We start from the raw sequence: 19,402 nt of genomic DNA on the forward strand, positions 1-19,402 counted from the left end.
ATTGTCGATGATTCAATTGCATGTATATGAAGAGATTGTTAATTTTAAAGAAGAGGTTACACCATTTCTAGAAAAGAATGAACAGGAAAATAATCTCATATTAGGCGTATTACAAATGGTCCACCAACCGATATTTATGGGGATAGCGAAACAAGGAGAAGAAATTGCAGTTGTATTTCTTCAAACAGAAGAGAAGAAACAAATTATTGTTGCAACTTCTGAAATTTCGGGAGTAGCTATCAAGGAGCTTGCAAAAGAGTTAACGAAAATATATCCGGATATTCCTGGATTAATTGGTGATAAGAAAGTTGTACAGCACTTAGCAGAAGAGATTGCGGTGTTAGAAAATAAGAAAACGAATGTTGTAATGGAGCAAGGGGTATATGAGTTGAAAGAAGTGAAGAAGAAACCGGGCAAGGATGGGTTTTTTCGAGAAGTAAGTAGTGATGAATTAACATTAATAGAAGAGTGGATATATCAATTTTGCGAAGATGTGAATCTTCCTACTACGAAAGAGGAAGCAAAACAAACTGCACATACATTAATTACCAATCATCGTTTATTTGGTCTAGAAGTAGACGGAAAACTTGTTTCTGTAGCAGCAAAAACACGTCCAACTAAAAATAATATAACAGTTAATTTCGTATATACGCCGACTGAAGCAAGGGAAAAGGGATACGCATCTAATTGTGTAGCGGCACTTAGTCAACGTATGTTAGATGAAGGTTACAAAACAACGACATTATATACGGACCTGGCAAATCCGACATCGAATAAAATTTATCAAGAAATTGGTTATGAGCAAATTGCGGAGGCTGTGCTTATATTTTTAGAGAAGTAGAACAAAAAGGCGTGCTATTTTAGCACGCCTTTTTGTTATTCATCAATTCTAATAACCTCACCTTGAGGGAAGTCTTCGGTTTCTAATAAATTCCGAATAGCTTTCGCAACATATTCGGGTGATAATAGCTTTCCTTCTTCTTTTAATGTAATGAAGCGGTCTAAGTTTGTGAAGTCTTCTTTATTTGTTTCCCGAATTTGTGCTTGCATATTTGTATCAACAACACCAGGTGCAAAAGCGACGATTTTTACTGGATATTCTTTTTCTGCTTCTTCGGTTGCTACGCACTGTGTAAACATATTTACGCCAGCTTTCGTTGTACAATAAGCGCCCCATCCGAAGTAAGGATTTTTTCCTGCACCAGATGAAATGTTTATCACACGTTTATCTACTTTCCATTCTTCCGTATGTTTCATGAAAGTGGAGGTGAGGATCATCGGCGCAAGTAAATTAATGTGAACGTTCGTAATGAGCATTTCACTTTCAGCTTTTTCTATTGGTTTCATTGGTGCGAGTGTACCAGCGTTATTAATTAAATGAATAGATGATACAGTGTCTTCTTGAATAGATGAAATGATTTTGTTAAAGCTCGTTTCTAAATTATGTACATCTTGAAGATCTAAGGAGTGGAAAACACAATTGCTATTATATTGTTCTGCGAGTTTCGTAAGCTCTTTATTTTCTCTTCTAGAAATAGAGATGACAGTTGTATTCTTTTCTAACAATTGTGTGGCAATAGCCTCACCTAAACCTTGTGAAGTTCCTGTTATGATAACGTAGCGCATAGTTTTATAAACTCCTCTCATATGTGCGGAATTTTGTTGGACAACGTACATTGTATAGTTTGTCTACATTTTATAGTATAGAGCACTTTTTACTATAATTGAAATGAGATGATTGTGTGCCTTTTATAAATCGTTTTACGACAACAGTACCTGGTGCCGTCACGTTTACTGGGAATACGCTGGGACTTAGCCCTACATCACCTGCACCAGGTAATATTTTTGGTACACTTGCTGTGTTTACGACAGTAAATACAGCGCTGCAAGTACCAGGATTCCCAGCAGGGACAACAGATGAGTGGCAATTGAATTCTTCAAGTGCAATTTTAAATCTTCCAGCAGGAAGCAGTGTGTTATATGCAGAATTAGTTTGGGCTGGTACTTTCCGGACTGATACGGAAGATGTTTTACCATTTTTAAATGATAACATTACATTTACAACGCCAGCAGGAACGTTTTCTGTTACGCCAGATCCTGCTACTGCGCAGCAAGGTTCAGTAGGAAACCAGTTTTATTATGCTCGCTCTGCCAATGTAACGAATCTTGTTAGTGCAGGTGGGGCAGGCACGTATACAACGGGTGCTGTGCCAGCTGCAAGAACTTCAGCTGACCCAACAATTAGCCGTTCAGCGGGATGGACGCTTGAGGTTGTGTATCAAAATGCAAGTTTACCACTTCGAAATTTGTCAGTATATGCAGGTCAAGAAATTATTGATGCTTCATCACCACCAGTTGATGCTACTATTTCAGGATTTGCTACGCCAGCTACAGGAGCTGTAACAGGAAGGGTACTTGTAACTGCTCAAGAGGGAGATTCCAACATTTCTGGAGATCAACTTCGCTTTGGACCAAACCCAAATGCTACAGTTGCATTATTCGGGCCGAGAAACCCTGCAAATAATTTCTTCCAGTCTCAAATTTGTAATGACAGCGGAAATTTAGATACGAGCGGTACATTTGGAGATTTAAACCAGCCGTTAGGGGTAGCTTTGGCTGTTCGAAGACAAGGATGGGATATTACAAACGTAGATGCTTCATCATCATTAGTAAATAATCAAACGTCAGCAACCGTTCGGTTCGTTACAAATGGTGATGGTTATGCAGCGGCTGGTTTTGGTGTTCAAATTGATGCGACGGGGCCGATTATAAATCCTGCCAAATCTGTTGATAAAGCAGTTGCAGGTATAGGGGATATTCTCACTTATACGATTACAGTTCCGAATACAGGAACAGGAAGTGCGGACAACGTTGTATTACAAGATAGTATTCCGAACGGCACAACATTTATAGCTGGTAGTGTAACGGTAGGTGGAGTAACACAACCAAGTGCAAATCCAACTAGTGGAATTAATTTAGGAACGATACCAAATAATGCTCAAAGAATCGTTACATTTCAAGTTCGAATAACATCATTCCCGAATCCAAATCCTATTTTAAATCGTGCAATGGTATCGTATCAATTCCGTCCTTTCGTCGGTAGTCCACTTATTACTAGTATGTCTTCTTCAAATACTGTACAAACGACAGTGAACCAAGCAACTATAAGTATGCAAAAATCTGTAGATCTACAGACTGCGACACTTAATGATGTATTAACGTACACAGTTAATGTCACAAATAATGGAAATGTTGCTGCAAACAATGTGATTTTTGTTGATAGCATCCCGGCTGGCACAACATTTGTTCCAAATAGTGTTACAGTGAATGGAGTAGCGCGTCCAGGAGCGAATCCAGCAAGTAGTATTAATCTAGGAAGTATTAATGCTTCACAAACGACTGTAGTGCGCTTTCAAGTTCGAGTAACATCTAATCCTCTTGTCAATCCAATTCCGAACCGTGCGAGTGCAACCTTTACCTTTACCCCAGTGCCTGGTCAACAACCAGTTTCAGGGCAAGCGACAAGTAATACTGTAGTGACTACTATTAATATAGCTGATATAAGAACGAGAAAAACAGTAGATAGAGCTTTTGCGACAGTGAATGACGTTCTTACGTACACTATTACTATTGAGAATATCGGAAATGTACTTGCGACAAATGTTATTTTTCAAGATCCGATTCCAGTTGGAACGACTTTTATCGCAAATAGTGTGACTGTGGACGGGGTTTCACAACCTGGGGCAAATCCAGCGACTGGGTTTACAGTAGCTAATATATCTCCTGGCGGAAGTAGGACTGTTACATTTCAAGTGCGAGTTACATCTACACCATCGGGAGGTACGATTGCGAATCGGGGGAGTATATCTGCTGATTTTGTTGTTAATCCGAATCAGCCACCAGTTACAATTAATAGAATGACGAATACAGTGGTAACACAAATTAATACAGGCGGTTTAAATGTAATAAAAGAAGTGAATACAACGCAAGCAGCAGTAGGAGATACTTTAACATATACGATTGCCGTTCAAAATACAGGAAACGTTCCCCTAACAAATGTGTTATTCCAAGACACTATTTCTTCCGCTGTTTCTTTCGTTGCAAATTCTGTAACAATTAATGGAGTACCACAAAGTGGATTGAATCCGAATACAGGATTTTCTCTTCCAAATATTCCTGCGGCTCAAACGGTTGTAGTCACATTTGAAGTAGTAATTGTACAGGATCCAGGAGATGAAGATATTTTAAACCGCGCGAATGTCACAGCAAGTTTTCAAGTGAATCCGAGTGAACCACCAGTTACGATTACTATTCCGAGTAACCTAGTGAATACAACTGTACAATCAGGGAATTTTGAAGTTGTGAAAGCAGTGAATACGGATGTGGCAACCGTAGGAGATATTTTAGTATATACAATCGAAATTATAAATGCAGGTAGTGTACCAGCTACAAATGTATTTTTCCAAGATTCAATTCCACAAGGAACATTATTTATTGAAAACAGTGTATTTGTTAATGGTATTTTACAAGAAGGTGCAGATCCAGAACTTGGATTCCCGTTAAATGATTTGCCTACTGGCGCGAATGTAATTGTTACGTTTGAAGTATTAATTGATGAAATTCCCCAAGGAAATAATGTTGTAAATAATGCGAATGTCATTGGAGATTTCCTTCTGAATCCAACAGAGCCACCAATTACTGTAACAGTACCAAGTAATACTGTTATGACGGTCGTGAATTCTTCAGGATTAAATGTAATGAAAAGTGTAAGTGCTACTGAAGCTGGTGTAGGAGATACGTTAACGTATACAGTTCTTATACAAAATAGTGGAACAGTAGCAGCGACAAATGTATCATTCCTTGATCCGATTCCAGTTGGAACCACTTTTGTAGCGAATAGTGTAACAATAAACGGAGCCCCGCAATCGGGTTTAGATCCGACCTCTGGATTTCCGCTTGCTAATATTCCAGTAGGAGGGACAGTAACAGTTACTTTTCAAGTGACAATCACAAGTGAACCACCAAATAGAGTTCTTCCGAATAATGCGAATGTAACTGCGGATTTCCAAGTCAGTCCTCTCCAGCCACCAATTACAATTGTAACGATTAGTAATATTGTTGTGACGCGAGTGAATGTGGGATCGCTTAATGTAATGAAGAGTGTAAATACAACACAAGCGGGAGTAGGAGATACGTTAACGTATACGATTCTTATTCAAAATACAGGAACTGTTCCTGCAACGAATATTATTTTTCAAGATCCAATCCCATCTGGAGCTACATTTGTAGCGAATAGTGTAACGATCAATGGAGTCGTTCAGCAAGGTGCGAATCCTATAGCGGGTTTTCCTGTTACCAATATTCCGGTGGGGCAAACTGCTACAATTACGTTCCAAGTGACAGTGACAAGTGTTCCGAGTGGTGGAAATATAAGAAACCAATCAAACGTTACCGCAAGTTTCCTTATTAATCCAGCAGGTCCTCCTATAACAACTACTACGACTAGTAATTTTGTAGTGACACAAGTAAATACAGCACAGTTAAATATACAAAAATCTTCATCTGTACAACAAGCAGCACTTGGAGAAACTTACACGTATTCTGTTGTCATTCGAAATAACGGCACAGTAACAGCAACGAATGTCTCTTTCATTGATCCAATTGCTCTAGAAACAACATTTGTAGCAAATAGTGTGACGATAAATGGAACGCCACAACCTGGATTTGACCCAAATGTAGGTTTCCTGCTTCCTAATATTGCAGCTGGAACATCATTGACAGTAACGTTCCAAGTTACGGTAGTTGCACCGTCTACACGCGGAGCAGTATTAAATACAGCATCTGCTACAGCCACTTTCTTATTAAATCCTTTACAACCACCTGTAACAACAACGAATTCAAGTAATACAACGGTAGTTACAATACCATTACCTCCTCCTGGCGAAGTGACAGCAACAAAAACAGTAAATGTTGCCGCTGGAGCTGTTGGAGATGTATTAACGTATACAGTGTTAATAACGAATGTAGGAATTATCCCTGTTACAGACGTACTCTTCCAGGATGTCATTCCAGAAGGGACGACGTTTGTTGACAACAGTGTAACGATAGGTGGAATACAGCAACCTGGATTAAATCCAGAAATAGGCTTTACAGTTACTCCGTTATTAAATACTGGTGCGAGTATTTCTGTAACGTTCCAAGTGACCATTACGGAAATTCCAGATAATGAAGTCATATTAAATGATGCTGACGTTACGTTTACTTCACAACCAAATCCGCAGGAGCCACCGATTACGCAAACGATATTAACGAATTTAGTCGTTACGACAATTAATATAGCTTCAATTTCTCCAGTGAAAATAGTAGATAAAGAGGCAGCGACGGTTGGAGAAATATTAACCTATGATGTACTAATTTCTAACTTTGGAACAGTACCGGCAACGAATGTTCAATTTCTTGATTCTAGTACGAGTGGTGTAGCATTTGTTCCAGGAAGTGTGAGTATAAATGGAATACCAGAACCTGGACTAGACCCATTCATAGGCTTTACAGTTCCAGATATACCTGTAGGTGATTCTGTACTTGTCACATACCGAGAGATGGTAACGAGCATACCTCAAGGTGGAACAGTTGTTAACTTTGTGGACGTTACGGCTACATTTGCTGTAAGTGAGACAGAGCCGCCTATTACTGAGACAACGACAAGTAACACGACATTAACAGAAATCAATGAGCCTGGTTTAAATGTATTAAAATCAGTAAGTCAGCCGGTTGTTGCGGTAGGCGATACAATCACATATACAACAGTAGTTCAAAATACGGGAACCGTGATAGCAACGAATGTTCAATATAGTGATGTATTACCTTCCTCTATAACATTCGTACCGAACAGTGTAACGATAAACGGTGTGTTACAACCTGGGTTCAATCCGAATAATGGGTTCACGCTTCCAGATATAAATCCAGGTGAAAGTGTAGAAGTCACATTCCAAGTAACAGTTGTTAGCGTTCCGTCAAACGGAACAATTGCCAATACGGCAAATGTTACTGGAAGCTTTATTTTAGTACCAGGAGAACCACCAGTTATAGTAAATCAGCCAAGTAATACAACACTCACAACTGTAAATAGAGGACGCTTTAATGTTATTAAACAAGTAAATAGAGCCGCTACTCTAGTGGGAGATATATTGACGTATACAGTACAAATAACGAATACAGGAACAGTAACAGCTAACAATGTTCAGTTTATTGATACCATTTCAACAGGTGCGTCATTTGTAGCAAATAGTGTAACGATAAATGGAGCCCCGCAACCAAACTTAAATCCGATTACTGGATTTGGAGTTGGAGATATCTCAGTTGGTGAAACAGTTATAGTGACGTTTCAAGCGACAGTTACAAGCATACCGTCATCAGGAACAATTACGAACGTTGCAAATATAACAGGAAGCTTTACTTTAGTGCCAGGAGAGCCACCAGTTATAGTAAATCAGCCAAGTAATACGACAATAACAAGGGTGAATAGAGGGCGCTTCAATGTAATAAAAACAGTAAATAAACAAGCAACGCGAGTAGGAGATACGTTAACGTATAGTGTGCAAGTTACAAATACGGGAACGGTAACAGCGACGAATGTTCAGTTTGTTGACGTCCCATCACCTAGTTTAGAATTCGTTCCTGGAAGTGTACAAATAAATGGAATTCCGCAAGTAGGCTTAGATCCATTTGTAGGCTTTTCATTACCGAATCTTGCAGTAGGAGATAGCGTATTAATTACATTTGAAGTAAATGTAATCGCGGTTCCACCTTCTAGTAGCATTATGAATACAGCGAGAGTAACGGGTGATTTCGAATTGATTCCAGGAGAACCTCCGTTTACAATTACGAATTCAAGTAATACGACGGTTACGCCAGTAAATAGAGGCAGCTTAGATATGCTAAAAGAAGTAGATCATTCAGTTGTTGGAGTAGGAGAAACGGTAACGTATACGGTTCGTATATTAAATACTGGTACTGCTGATGCAATGAATGTTCAATTTATAGATGTGCTATCTCCAGAAGCCGATTTCGTCGCAAATAGTGTAACGATAAATGGAGTTTCACAGCCGGGGTTAAATCCGCAGCTCGGATTTACGATACCAGATATTCCAGTTGGTGAGACCGCACTTGTAACATATAAAGCTACGATTACAAGTTTTCCAGATGGTGGTACAATAGTGAACGTTGCAGGGGCGTTGGCAGAATATATTTTAGTACCAGGAGAGCCGCCAGTTACAGTGATGGACACGAGCAATACAGTTATAGTAACGGTAAATACTGCAATCTTATTTGTTGCAAAAGGAGCAAACTTTGAAGTAGCGATGGTAGGAGATGTTATCACTTACGGAATCGCCGTTATAAATGACAGTACAGTTCCTGTGACGAATATTATTTTAACAGATATCATTGATCCGAATACGTTATTTATAAATGGCACGGTAACGGTAAATGATGTACCTCTCCCATTTGCCAATCCGAATACTGGTATCCCGTTAGGTGATTTTCAGCCAAATGATGCGGCAATTATTAATTTCCAAGTTGTAATAACAGGAGGACAAATAAACAATTTAGTTACAAATACTGCTATAGCAAATGGGTTTGCAATTGTAAACCCGAATGAGCCGCCAGTATTAGTTGAAGGTGATAGCAATACAGTTGTTATCCCGTTTATTTCTCAAAATGTCTCAACGACAGTCGTAAAAACAGCAGATTTACAGGCAGCAACGATTGGAGATGTTATTAGGTTTACGACAGTTATTACAAATACGGGGGATACAGCAATACAAAACATTCGTTTTCAAGATATGTTAGATAGTAGTGTTCAATTTGTCCTTGGAACTGTAACGGTTGATAATACGTCAGTGCCAAATGTAAACCCAGTATCAGGATTTCTTATAGGAAGTTTAAATCCTGGTCAAGCGCGAACCGTTTCGTTCCAAGTAGTAGTGCAGAGCGCACCAAGTGGTTCAGGAAATTATATTAATCAAGCGAGTATTCGTTTCGAACATCAAGTAGGTACAGTATTGCCACCTGTTACACAAATAGTAGAAAGTAATATGGTCGTCATTCCGTTCGTTCCAACGATAGAACAAATTTGCGAAACGAATCTTAATTGTTTAGGGAAAATTCCTTTTCAATGTTCTCTGTGTGATCACTTGCAAATAAAGAAAAAATAAATGCAGAAAGAGCATCCTGTAAGAGAAGGATGCTCTTTCTGTATGAATCATGTAGATTCTTTTTCGGGCGAGATGAAAAATTCATCGATTTTGTCGGAGAGTAGAAATGGAATAGCTTCTTTTATAACAGAAATATCCCAGTCCCACCATGCGAGATTTTCTAGTTTGTTAATTGTTTCTTGCGGGAAACGATATCGAACAAATTTTGCAGGATTACCAGCTACAATTGCATATGGCGGTACATCCTTTGTAACAACACTCTTTGCGCCAATAATGGCACCGTTACCAATTGTAACACCAGATAAAATGCAGGATTGATAACCAATCCATACATCATTACCGACTACGATATCACCTTTTGAAGAGGGATGACCAGTAATATGGGCTCCTTCGCTGAAAAGAGCGTTAAATGGATAAGTCGTTATCCAGTCCGCGCGATGTTCTCCGCCAAGTATGAAAACAACGTCTTCTCCTAATGAACAAAACTTACCTATTTTTAATTTCGTTTCATCATTCCAAGAAAAAATAGTTGGACCTACTTTACTATAAGTATAATCACCGATATCATACTTACTATATTCAGGTTTTTGATTTAAATATAACATGATTCCTCAACCTTCTTTCTCAATCAAGAAATAAGCGTGGAATATTATATGCAAGGTGTAGTAAGGTGACCAGTGTTAATAGGTAAAATGAATAAGTGGGAGTGGAATGTATGAGATATGAAATGGGATTATATAATAAACCTTTTCAGTCAATTAAATTAGGAAAAAAAGTGTATGAAGTGCGCTTATACGATAAAAAACGTCAACTCATAAAACAAGGCGATCATATTGTATTTACGAACCTTACGACAGAGGAAACGATTACTGTCAAAGTAACGGAAATAAAACGATACGAAAACTTTCAAGAAATGTACGAACAAATTGATAAAAAATTATTGGATTGTGAAAATGATAGTTTAGAGGAAATGTTAGAAAGTACATACAAAATATATACGAAAGAACAAGAAAAAAAGTGGGGAACAGTTGCGATCGGTATTAAGGTAATAAAATGATAAGAAATCGCGGCGCGGCTATCATTGTGCAGAAAGGAAAAATAGCTCTTATAAAACGTATTCGAGAAGATGAAACGTACTATGTTTTTCCAGGCGGAGGAATCGAAGAAGGAGAAACACCTGAAGAAGCAACAAGGCGAGAAATTTTTGAAGAATTAGGGGTACATATAAAAGTGGAGCATTTAATTGCAAAGGTGGAGTATAAGAGTACGGAGTATTATTTTAATGCCGATATTATAGGTGGAGTTTTTGGAAGTGGTAAAGCTGAAGAATTCGAACTGAAAGATAGAGGGATTTATATTCCGTTATGGTTGCCGATATATGAGTTGGAAAAAGTGAATATAAAACCGTATGAAGTGGTCGGAAGTATATTCAATCATTATAAAAAGTAAGGTCTGACAACATACAAAAAAAACCATTGACATAGTCTTCTGATTTAAGTATTGTATTCGAGTATGTTTATAATCAGGAGGTTTATATGAGCAATCAAACAACTACACATCATGTGAAAATGACAACAGCAGATCCATCTGGAATTGGTCTATTTGGATTAGCGATGGTAACACTTGTAGCATCATCTCAAAAGTTAGGCTTAACAGATGGCGTTTCACTCGTATTACCGTGGGCAATCTTTTTAGGAGGATTTGCACAAATCTTTGCGTGCATTCACGATGCAAAGCATAACAATACATTCGGTACAACAGCATTTGGTGCGTATGGCCTATTTTGGCTAGGCGTTGGAATGACTTGGTTAATTCAACTTGGAGTATTTGGCGAAAAATTAGCACAAGCTGCAGATTCAAAACAGCTTGGTGTAGCCTTTATCGGATATTTGATTTTCACAATCTTTATGACAATTGGTGCAATGGAAACACATAAAGTATTATTTATGATTTTCGTCCTTATTGATTTCTTATTTATTGGTCTTTCATTAAGTACTTTAGGTGTTATGCCGCATGCAATGCATAATTTAGCAGCATATTCTGAAATTCTTATTTCATTATTATCTTTCTATGGTTCAGCAGCAGCAGTGTTAAATACACACTTCGGAAAAGTTGTTTTACCAGTTGGAAAGCCGTTTGGTATTTTTAAAAAGTAATAAAAAAGCACAGATGATTGTATAGTCATCTGTGCTTTTTTATATGGAAGAAATAAAAATAAAAAATATAATTGAAATTGATTCTCATTATTAATATAATGAGAATGAGAATCATTTATTGTAAGAGGGGGATGCCGAAGTGGCGAAAATTTTAATAGCTTATGCGAGTATGTCAGGAAATACAGAGAGTATTGCTGATTTAATTAAAGTTAGTTTAGATGCCTTTGATCATGAAGTAGTATTGCAAGAAATGGAAGGCATGGATGCTGAAGAATTATTAGCTTATGATGGAATCATTTTAGGGTCTTATACGTGGGGAGATGGGGAATTACCATTTGAAGCGGAAGATTTCCATGATGACTTAGAAAATATAGATTTATCAGGGAAGAAAGCAGCGGTATTCGGATCAGGTGATACGGCGTATGAACTATTTTGTGAAGCGGTAACGATATTTGAAGAAAGACTTGTAGAGCGCGGTGCAGAGCTTGTACAAGAAGGATTGAAAATCGAACTAGCTCCAGAAGATGAAGAGGATGTGGAAAAATGCAGTAATTTTGCAATTGCATTTGCTGAGAAGTTCTAAGAATGGGAGTGTCAACGTGGAGACAATGTTAAGTGCGACCGCTATTACAAAGTTAAGAGATGGAAAGCTTATGTTAGCTACTACATATAATGGTTTATTTATTGAACAAGACGGAGAATGGAAACAAATTTTACATGGTTTTCAAAAACGAATTAGGGATTTACATAGCGAAGAAAATGTAGTGTATGGTGTAGGTGACGAAGGAATTTTTATTCGTAGTATGAATGGTGGGGAGAATTGGACGGTTCAACGTTTTCCAACAAAGGCAACGAGTTGGAATGTGTGTAGTAATGTACAAGGAACTGTCATTGCTCATGGAGATAAAACGTTGTATCATTCAAATGATTTTGGTTCGACATGGGAAACCATTCATCCATTTCTTGAGTATGGTGGCGGGGCACCATCTATTCGATCGTTGTTTTTATATAAACATTACTTATTTATTGGTACGAAAATACATGCTAAATATGGTGGTGTTTGGCTCTTTAATTTGGAGACACGTAAATTAAAGAGGATTAAAATCGTAATGAATCAGATGATTTCAGCGTTGACTTTACACAATTCTTATTTAGTAGCAGCCAGTGGGTCGTGCAAGGGGATTAGCGGTAATATTTCTTTTTGTAAAATAGATGAAAGTATAGAGAGTGAAAAAATATATTGGCACACATGTCAAAGTGAGCAAAAAGCAAGTAGCTATTTAGACTTAAGTGTAGATCAGCATGTGCTATATACAACGTCAACGCAAAATAAGGCGGGGATTAGTACTGTTTGTCGTGTACTTCTAGAAGAAGGAATTGTTACAGTATGTGACTCTGTTAAAGGGCATGGCTGGCGCATCGTGAATGAAAAAGAAGGCTATGTTGTAGCTGGATCAGGTGAATCAAAAGCAATGCAATGGAAGAAAAAAGTTGTATAGTAAAAAAAACTTTGCTTTTATTATATTGATATGATATATTATATTTAAACCATTTTACTTTTAATAATATAGAGATTTAAATGAGCTGTAACTTCCGAGGAGGATAGCAATGTTAAATCTCCTCAGAGTTGCAGTTTTTTTAATGTCTGACTTATTTTTGTAAAGTGGTTGAAAATGAATATGTACATATAGGTACATTGTAGGAGGATTTTTTTCATGCAAAACGGTAAAGTAAAATGGTTTAACTCAGAAAAAGGTTTCGGATTCATCGAAGTTGAAGGCGGAGAAGACGTATTCGTACATTTCTCAGCTATCCAAGGCGAAGGCTTCAAAACTTTAGAAGAAGGTCAAGAAGTTACTTTCGAAGTAGAACAAGGTAACCGTGGACCTCAAGCTACAAACGTTAACAAGAAGTAATTGTGGAAAAAAGAAGGGCTTGCCCTTCTTTTTTTTTGCATTTTTATTGAATAGCCTCCTATGGACATAGCATCATGAGATTGAATTTTTGCTTTTTAGACGAGGTATTACATGCATAAAGTGTATGAATAAATAAATACTGAAAATAAAGTATGTGTGTGAAAAGGAATGTAGAAAGAGGTAAATAAATTGGAAAACGCTACACATTTTATTGTGTTTGATATAGAGAGAAATTTCAGGCCGTATAAATCAGACGATCCGTCAGAGATAGTTGATATTGGGGCTGTAAAAATAGAAGCGAGTACAATGAAGATAATTGGAGAATTTTCGGAATTAGTAAAACCGGGCGCTAGGCTTACTCGTCATACGACAAAATTAACAGGGATTACAAAGAAAGATTTAATGAGTGTAGAGAAATTCCCGCAAATTATAGAGAAATTTATTCAGTTTATCGGAGAGGATTCTATATTTGTTTCATGGGGAAGAGAAGATTATCGCTTTCTATCTCATGATTGTACGTTGCATGGTGTAGAATGTCCCTCTATGGAAAAAGAGAGCAAATTTGATTTACAGAAATTTGTTTTCCAAGCGTATGAAGAATTATTTGAGCATACACCAAGTTTACAATTCGCAGTAGAACAGCTCGGTTTAACATGGGAAGGAAAACAGCATAGAGCTTTAGCAGATGCTGAGAATACAGCCAAAATACTTCTTAAAGTATATAGCGAGAGAGATATTTATAAACGTTACAAAAGACATGGAGAGCTTGAACTTGTAGAGAACGGAAAACTAACAGAAAAAGCGAAAAAAAAGATGCGAAAATGGGTATTTAAAGAAATGAGAAAAAATACTGAGCGTCCTTTCGTTTGGAGTACATTTGAAAGTAGTGACACGTGGGAAAGTATTACGGAAAGATATTATATAAGTGAACCTACAGTAGAACTTCTAAAAAAGCATTTTCGTACGGCGGTTAGAAAAGCGGAAAGGCAGATTAGGTATTTGGCTGAGATGGAGAAGAATGCAGAGGTTAAATGACATTCTTCTCTATTTCTAGCTACATAAATTTACTGTCATTGTATTGATGGATGAATAAAGTATTCATATAAATAGGAATTGATTTGTTGTGCTACTTTGAAATTTAAGGTGTGGTAAGAAATTTTTTAATATATTCATAAAATTAGAGCCCATAGAAATGAAAGAGGGTAAAGTTGAATGGAAGCAATCTTTAACATTGTAACAGTTTTAGTTTTTGGGATAATATTTACCACGCTATTAGCGGTAATTACACTTCCTTTCATAGCAAAGAAGAAGAATTGGAAAAAGCTTAATATATCTTTAAAGCGTGGTGTATTAAAGATTAAAATCGAAGAGTAAAAGATGAGTTTTATACAAGGGAGGTGTGATAGTGATAGACTTAGATATTAAAGACGTCAACGTACAGATGGAATTAAACGGAGTCTTTTGGAATGAGGATGGGATTGCTGAAATGACGGTGACTACAAAAGAAGAGCATTCTTTTCTTCTTCGTTTAGTAGTTGACTTAGAAAGTAAAACGATTAGGGCGATGAGTGCCGAAATAGTGAATGGATTTTGTCCTCTGTGCAAACAAAAAAAGGATGAATGTAGTGAATTGAATGACTTGCAAAATAAAATGGAAGTTTTAGAAGAAGCCTACGATTGGGTGAGAGAGCATCCAGAATATCGTTTTCAATTATCTTTCTACGATTACAATAAATTTGAGGTAGTGAAGTGAAATTTTCACTTGAACAACATACATAGTGACTAAAAAGAAAACATAAAAAATGTATAGAAGGACTTGTTCAACTAGAAATATTGAAGTAAGACCTTCTATTGGAAATACGCTTGTGTAATAAAGAAGCAATCTACTTGATTCTGTAACAAATGTCCTCTTGGATCAAAAATAAGCATATTTTATTATAAAGCAGAAAAACCGATTCTCAGTAGAATCGGTTTTTTACATAACTTTCAAATATGCCCTAAATAAAAGATCGTTTGTTAATAGTGCTCCGTAAAAATAGGTATATAGAAGAATTTATTCAATCCCGTTCGGATCATAAGAATACTGCTGCTTATTCTCAATTCGCTCAATTACGTCTTGCAACTCGTCTGGCTTCAGAAACTCAATTGGAGAGAAGCCTTTCTCAAATGTAAGTGTATCAGCTTCGATCATTAGTACGTATCGGTCATTTACCTTTGCGATATGTATTTGATCTCCGAAATCAGCAAGCAGGGCCTTTACAGAGATATGATCTGCTTTTAGCTTTAATTCCACTTCAGGAGCGTGCTCGACGATTTGAGCGGTAGCTTCCATTACTTCTTCGGTTGAAAATTGTTCCATAATTTCGCGTTTCGGACTGGCAGCCCATACTTCCATCGCTTGGTCGAATTGTTCGCGCTCTTCCGTACCTTCTTCAAATACATCTTCAATTTGGTCGTATACCATGTCCATTACTTGTGTTTTCATAATTTCAGGCATAGAGCGTTCGTATTCGACGAATTTTAAGAAGTCTTCAAAGTAACGGGCGTGTGATGCTTGGTGAATTTTTAGCTCGCCCACTTCGACCATACCTTCTTCGGGCATGTACGGATATTGGATAGATTTCATATTTTTTGTTGTGATGGCCATTTCAACGTTACGAATTAGTGTGGATTCATCGGAAATAGAAGCGACTTTTGGCTCGAAGTCACATTTCATAACGAAGACGAATGGATCATCAAAGTATTTGCGTAGTTTTGCTTGCGCAATTAAAAATACACCACCGCGCACAGCACTTGTGTCAAGATATGTATAAACGAGAGGTTCGCTCATATCTTTGAAGTTTTCCTTCGTTTCTGCAAAGCGGATGCGATTAAATAAGTTGTAATGAGGGTTTGAATCAAGTTCGTGCCCTTCTTCTACAATAAAGCGACCGATCTTTGTCGGAGCTTGTTCTGTTTTCGCATGACGTTCTACTTTTCGCTTTGAAATTTTTAATAATTCTCCATTCAAAAATTCTTTTAAGGAGCTATCTTCATACTCTTCAGCGTCTAATGTTTGAAAATGTTTGTAGCGTTTATCAACAGCTTCACCTTTTCCTTCTACTTGTACAACATAAAAGGAAAGATAATTTATTTCAAAATCCATATTTATCACCTTGTTTCATTTCATTAACTCTTATCAGTATAGAGATGGAAAAAACTTTCGTCAATTTATATAAGGAAGGGGAAGCCCCCTTCCTTCATATATTTTTTATTTTCAAAATTAAAATCCGTCTTCTAATGCTGAAAATGGAATGTTCAGTCTGTTTTCTACTGTACGTAAACGTTGGTTTAAGCGGTTTAATCTACGTGTATGACGCTCAACCGTGTTTTCTAATTGACGTACTCTTTGTTCAAGCTCATTTACTCGTCTTTCTAATTGACGGTTTCCAGCACCAGGAAAAGAGATTGGAAGTTGGAATTGTCGAGTTTGATCATATGGATTAACTTGTTCTACTGGATCTATATATTGTTGGTATTGTGCTTGTAAATCATATTGAGGTTGATAACCAGTTTGGTTATATGGATCGTATGGATTGTAGGGGTACATAAAAACATCCTCCATTTCTTTAAAATAGGTTAATTCACCATAATGTATGTGTAAAAGCGGAGTGTGGCACGGCAAATACCTATTTATATTCACAGGATGTTTTTTTATAAATACGAATATGGAGTGTTACATTTGTATTTCGTTCGTTTTATGGTATATACTGGATAATAGGGAGGGGTTACATAAAAGTTACAATTCTATCAAACTCAAACTTTTATGTAAATATGTATAGACATTTGGAAAAGAAAAGAGTAATTTATATAGAGTAAAAAATAACTTGTAACAATTTATAAATATATTGTAAAATGATTGTAACAAAACATACATAAAAATGAAATAATACATAAAAGTAGTATTGGGGAAAAGGGGAGAGTATATTGTTCCGTAAAGTAAAGGGTATATTAGTTGGGGTTTTATGTGTAGCTGTAGTGAGTGGCTGTGGTACAAAAGTAAGTGATGTTGCATTAGTAAGTGATATTGGTGGCCACACGGTAGAGGCTAAAGCAGAAGTACAGGATTCTATTAGTTTAGTAGATGGTCGTACAGGTACGGAAGTGAAAAAGCTAGATTTGTCGAGTCTAGGTTATTTTGAAGATGAAGCGAAATTTAAAACATCAGTTGAGAAGGTTGCTAGGGAAGTTGGGAAAAATGTTGACAAAAAGATGGTCCCTTCACGTCTAGGACCTGATGGAAGTTGGCAAGAAGGAAAACCTTCTTATGAATTAATGGAAAAAGAATTAGTAAATAAATTATTAAACGTAGGTATGTGGGATTCTTCATATCAGTTACCTATTGTTGAGAAAAAGCCTACTGCAACATTAAGTGATGCACAAGGAAGTGGCACGGTAATTGGTAGATATGAAACGAATTTAGGTGGCTCAACAGGTGGACGTATTGAAAATATTCGTTTGTCAGCAGCGAGCATAAATGGAGTTGTATTAGCAAAAGGGGACAGTTTCTCTTTCAATGCATTAATTGGTGATACAACACCGGATAAAGGATATCAATTAGGAAAAGAAATTGTAGATGGTAAGTTAGTAGATGGATATGGCGGTGGTGTTTGTCAAACATCATCAACATTATACAATGCAGCAGATCAAGCTGGTTTGAAAATGGTAGAGAGAACGACACATTCTAAAACGGTAGGTTATGTTCCACAAGGAAGAGATGCTACGATTGCATATCCATACTTAGACTTAGTATTTGAAAACACGAATGATGCACCTGTGAAACTTTATATGGGCATTCAGGGTGGAAAGTTAGTTGCTGAAGTACATAAAATGCGATAAGAATCATAATCTAGAAAAAGCCATTATTTCTATTAACAATAGAAATAATGGCTTTTTCTAGATTATCCAGTATTAGTGATACATTTCAAGACTAGGTGAATGTGAGGAACAAGATGTTTGGGAATTTATCCCGCTTTAATGGGCAGTAAGACCCCCCACCTCAAAATTCAGCGAAAACAAAGAAGTTAGATGGGGGATCAACTGCCCATAAAAGCCCGATTGGTTCAACTAATAATCAGTGGGGGATGAAGAACCCCCCACTGATTAAAGTTTCACTTTATCGAATTTAATTCTTAGTTTTCCTATTGACATTATTAGTTATTAACTGTATTCTTCATAATAACAACTAAATAAATGGAAAAATTTATTAGTTTTCTTATTAAGAGAGATGGAGGGACTGGCCCGATGAAATCTCAGCAACAGGCTATAAAAGTACTGTGCTAAGTCCAGCAAACGTATGAAGCGTTTGGAAGATGAGGGGAAATGGATTAACATTCAACTCTTCTTATATGTGTAAGAAGAGTTTTTTATTTAGAGAGGGGGGATAGAGTGAAGTTTGATGTAACGTATTTTTTAGAAAGTTTTCCGCAATTATTTAAGTATGTATACATAACTTTAGGAATTACTGTAGTTTCAATGATTATTTCTTTTGTTATAGGGATAGGTTTGGCGATCATAACGAAAAACAAAACGAAATTTCTATATTCTATTGCAAGAGTATATATATCTTTCTTTAGAGGAACACCTTTATTAGTTCAATTGTTCGTGTTGTATTTCGGATTGCCGCAAATATTCCCAACCTTTACAGTACTTACAGCGATGCAAGCGACTTTAATTGGTCTCAGTTTAAATAATGCAGCGTATTTGTCAGAAATTATTCGGGGTTCATTAAATGCTGTCGAATCGGGACAAATGGATGCTTGTTTATCAGTTGGAATGACAAAGGCGCAAGCTATGCGACAGATTATCTTTCCGCAAGCTATTCGGGTTGCAGTACCGTCACTTGGAAATAATTTTGTTGGATTGTTAAAAGAATCTTCGTTATCTTTTGCACTTGGGGTGGCTGAAATTTTAGCGCAAGCGAAAATGTTAGCGGCACAATCGTATCGTTATATGGAAAGTTACTTAGCGGTAGCAATTGTATATTGGATTATTACAATCGTAATTAGCTGGGGACAGAAAAAGTTAGAAAAGAAACTGGATGCACCGTATTTGTAACAAGGATGAGGTGATATGT

At 36.9% G+C, this 19,402-nt stretch carries 17 protein-coding genes and 1 riboswitch; of the genes, 13 read left to right on the forward strand and 4 right to left on the reverse strand.

Annotated features, from left to right (window positions below; all coding sequences use genetic code 11):
- The first annotated feature begins 7 nt into the window (after positions 1–7).
- Positions 8–841 carry a GNAT family N-acetyltransferase gene (locus ACTFRS_RS00830; RefSeq protein WP_440024501.1) on the forward strand — a complete coding sequence of 278 codons (834 nt, stop codon included), beginning with the start codon at positions 8–10 and terminating at the stop codon, positions 839–841.
- A gap of 35 nt (positions 842–876) precedes the next feature.
- On the opposite strand, the gene ACTFRS_RS00835 is transcribed toward ACTFRS_RS00830, so the two are convergent.
- Positions 877–1,626, reverse strand: coding sequence for a (S)-benzoin forming benzil reductase (locus ACTFRS_RS00835; RefSeq protein ID WP_440024499.1), 750 nt, complete (start codon positions 1,624–1,626; stop codon positions 877–879).
- A gap of 116 nt (positions 1,627–1,742) precedes the next feature.
- Here ACTFRS_RS00835 and ACTFRS_RS00840 point away from each other — a divergent pair, with 116 nt between their 5' ends.
- Positions 1,743–9,215 carry a DUF7507 domain-containing protein gene (locus ACTFRS_RS00840; RefSeq protein WP_318160473.1) on the forward strand — a complete coding sequence of 2,491 codons (7,473 nt, stop codon included), beginning with the start codon at positions 1,743–1,745 and terminating at the stop codon, positions 9,213–9,215.
- A gap of 47 nt (positions 9,216–9,262) precedes the next feature.
- On the opposite strand, the gene ACTFRS_RS00845 is transcribed toward ACTFRS_RS00840, so the two are convergent.
- Positions 9,263–9,820 (reverse strand): CatB-related O-acetyltransferase, encoded by a 558-nt coding sequence (locus ACTFRS_RS00845; protein ID WP_318160474.1) that lies wholly within the window; start codon positions 9,818–9,820, stop codon positions 9,263–9,265.
- Between the two features lie 110 nt (positions 9,821–9,930).
- Here ACTFRS_RS00845 and ACTFRS_RS00850 point away from each other — a divergent pair, with 110 nt between their 5' ends.
- The 9 genes from ACTFRS_RS00850 to ACTFRS_RS00890 all read left to right on the forward strand — a co-directional run bounded on the left by ACTFRS_RS00850 (position 9,931) and on the right by ACTFRS_RS00890 (position 15,040).
- Complete coding sequence (locus ACTFRS_RS00850; RefSeq protein ID WP_139866279.1) at positions 9,931–10,272, forward strand: ASCH domain-containing protein; 342 nt, start codon at positions 9,931–9,933, stop codon at positions 10,270–10,272.
- A complete protein-coding gene (locus tag ACTFRS_RS00855; RefSeq protein WP_318160475.1) occupies positions 10,269–10,664 on the forward strand; it encodes an NUDIX hydrolase in 396 nt (131 codons plus the stop codon). The genes ACTFRS_RS00850 and ACTFRS_RS00855 overlap by 4 nt, the downstream gene beginning before the upstream one ends.
- 86 nt (positions 10,665–10,750) lie before the next feature.
- The gene (locus tag ACTFRS_RS00860; RefSeq protein ID WP_000070935.1) at positions 10,751–11,371 is read left to right on the forward strand and encodes an acetate uptake transporter; all 621 of its coding nucleotides are present in this window, start codon (positions 10,751–10,753) and stop codon (positions 11,369–11,371) included.
- A 139-nt stretch (positions 11,372–11,510) separates the two neighbouring features.
- On the forward strand, positions 11,511–11,954 hold the full coding sequence (locus ACTFRS_RS00865) for a flavodoxin (protein ID WP_001062754.1): 444 nt from the start codon (positions 11,511–11,513) through the stop codon (positions 11,952–11,954).
- A gap of 16 nt (positions 11,955–11,970) precedes the next feature.
- The gene (locus tag ACTFRS_RS00870) at positions 11,971–12,870 is read left to right on the forward strand and encodes a WD40/YVTN/BNR-like repeat-containing protein (protein WP_242293543.1); all 900 of its coding nucleotides are present in this window, start codon (positions 11,971–11,973) and stop codon (positions 12,868–12,870) included.
- Between the two features lie 216 nt (positions 12,871–13,086).
- Positions 13,087–13,287 (forward strand): cold shock-like protein CspB, encoded by a 201-nt coding sequence (gene cspB, locus ACTFRS_RS00875; protein WP_001179150.1) that lies wholly within the window; start codon positions 13,087–13,089, stop codon positions 13,285–13,287.
- Between the two features lie 189 nt (positions 13,288–13,476).
- Positions 13,477–14,322, forward strand: coding sequence for an exonuclease (locus ACTFRS_RS00880; protein ID WP_139866276.1), 846 nt, complete (start codon positions 13,477–13,479; stop codon positions 14,320–14,322).
- A 177-nt stretch (positions 14,323–14,499) separates the two neighbouring features.
- On the forward strand, positions 14,500–14,661 hold the full coding sequence (locus ACTFRS_RS00885; protein WP_000387289.1) for a hypothetical protein: 162 nt from the start codon (positions 14,500–14,502) through the stop codon (positions 14,659–14,661).
- Between the two features lie 31 nt (positions 14,662–14,692).
- The gene (locus ACTFRS_RS00890; protein ID WP_139866275.1) at positions 14,693–15,040 is read left to right on the forward strand and encodes a hypothetical protein; all 348 of its coding nucleotides are present in this window, start codon (positions 14,693–14,695) and stop codon (positions 15,038–15,040) included.
- A gap of 300 nt (positions 15,041–15,340) precedes the next feature.
- Here the strand turns inward: ACTFRS_RS00890 and ACTFRS_RS00895 are convergent, their stop codons facing one another.
- Together ACTFRS_RS00895 and ACTFRS_RS00900 are read right to left on the reverse strand one after the other, a co-directional pair.
- The gene (locus tag ACTFRS_RS00895) at positions 15,341–16,432 is read right to left on the reverse strand and encodes a DUF3900 domain-containing protein (protein WP_000345047.1); all 1,092 of its coding nucleotides are present in this window, start codon (positions 16,430–16,432) and stop codon (positions 15,341–15,343) included.
- Positions 16,433–16,549: 117 nt separating this feature from the next.
- Positions 16,550–16,891 carry a hypothetical protein gene (locus ACTFRS_RS00900; RefSeq protein WP_001997954.1) on the reverse strand — a complete coding sequence of 114 codons (342 nt, stop codon included), beginning with the start codon at positions 16,889–16,891 and terminating at the stop codon, positions 16,550–16,552.
- A gap of 362 nt (positions 16,892–17,253) precedes the next feature.
- Here ACTFRS_RS00900 and ACTFRS_RS00905 point away from each other — a divergent pair, with 362 nt between their 5' ends.
- Positions 17,254–18,165, forward strand: a complete 912-nt coding sequence (locus ACTFRS_RS00905; protein ID WP_139866274.1) for a VanW family protein — start codon at positions 17,254–17,256, stop codon at positions 18,163–18,165.
- Between the two features lie 373 nt (positions 18,166–18,538).
- Positions 18,539–18,645: riboswitch (SAM riboswitch) on the forward strand.
- Positions 18,646–18,714: 69 nt separating this feature from the next.
- Positions 18,715–19,383, forward strand: coding sequence for an amino acid ABC transporter permease (locus ACTFRS_RS00910; RefSeq protein WP_000667175.1), 669 nt, complete (start codon positions 18,715–18,717; stop codon positions 19,381–19,383).
- The last annotated feature ends 19 nt before the right edge of the window (positions 19,384–19,402 follow it).

It is taken from the genome of Bacillus cereus group sp. MYBK139-1 (assembly GCF_051916915.1).
Classification (GTDB): domain Bacteria; phylum Bacillota; class Bacilli; order Bacillales; family Bacillaceae_G; genus Bacillus_A; species Bacillus_A pacificus.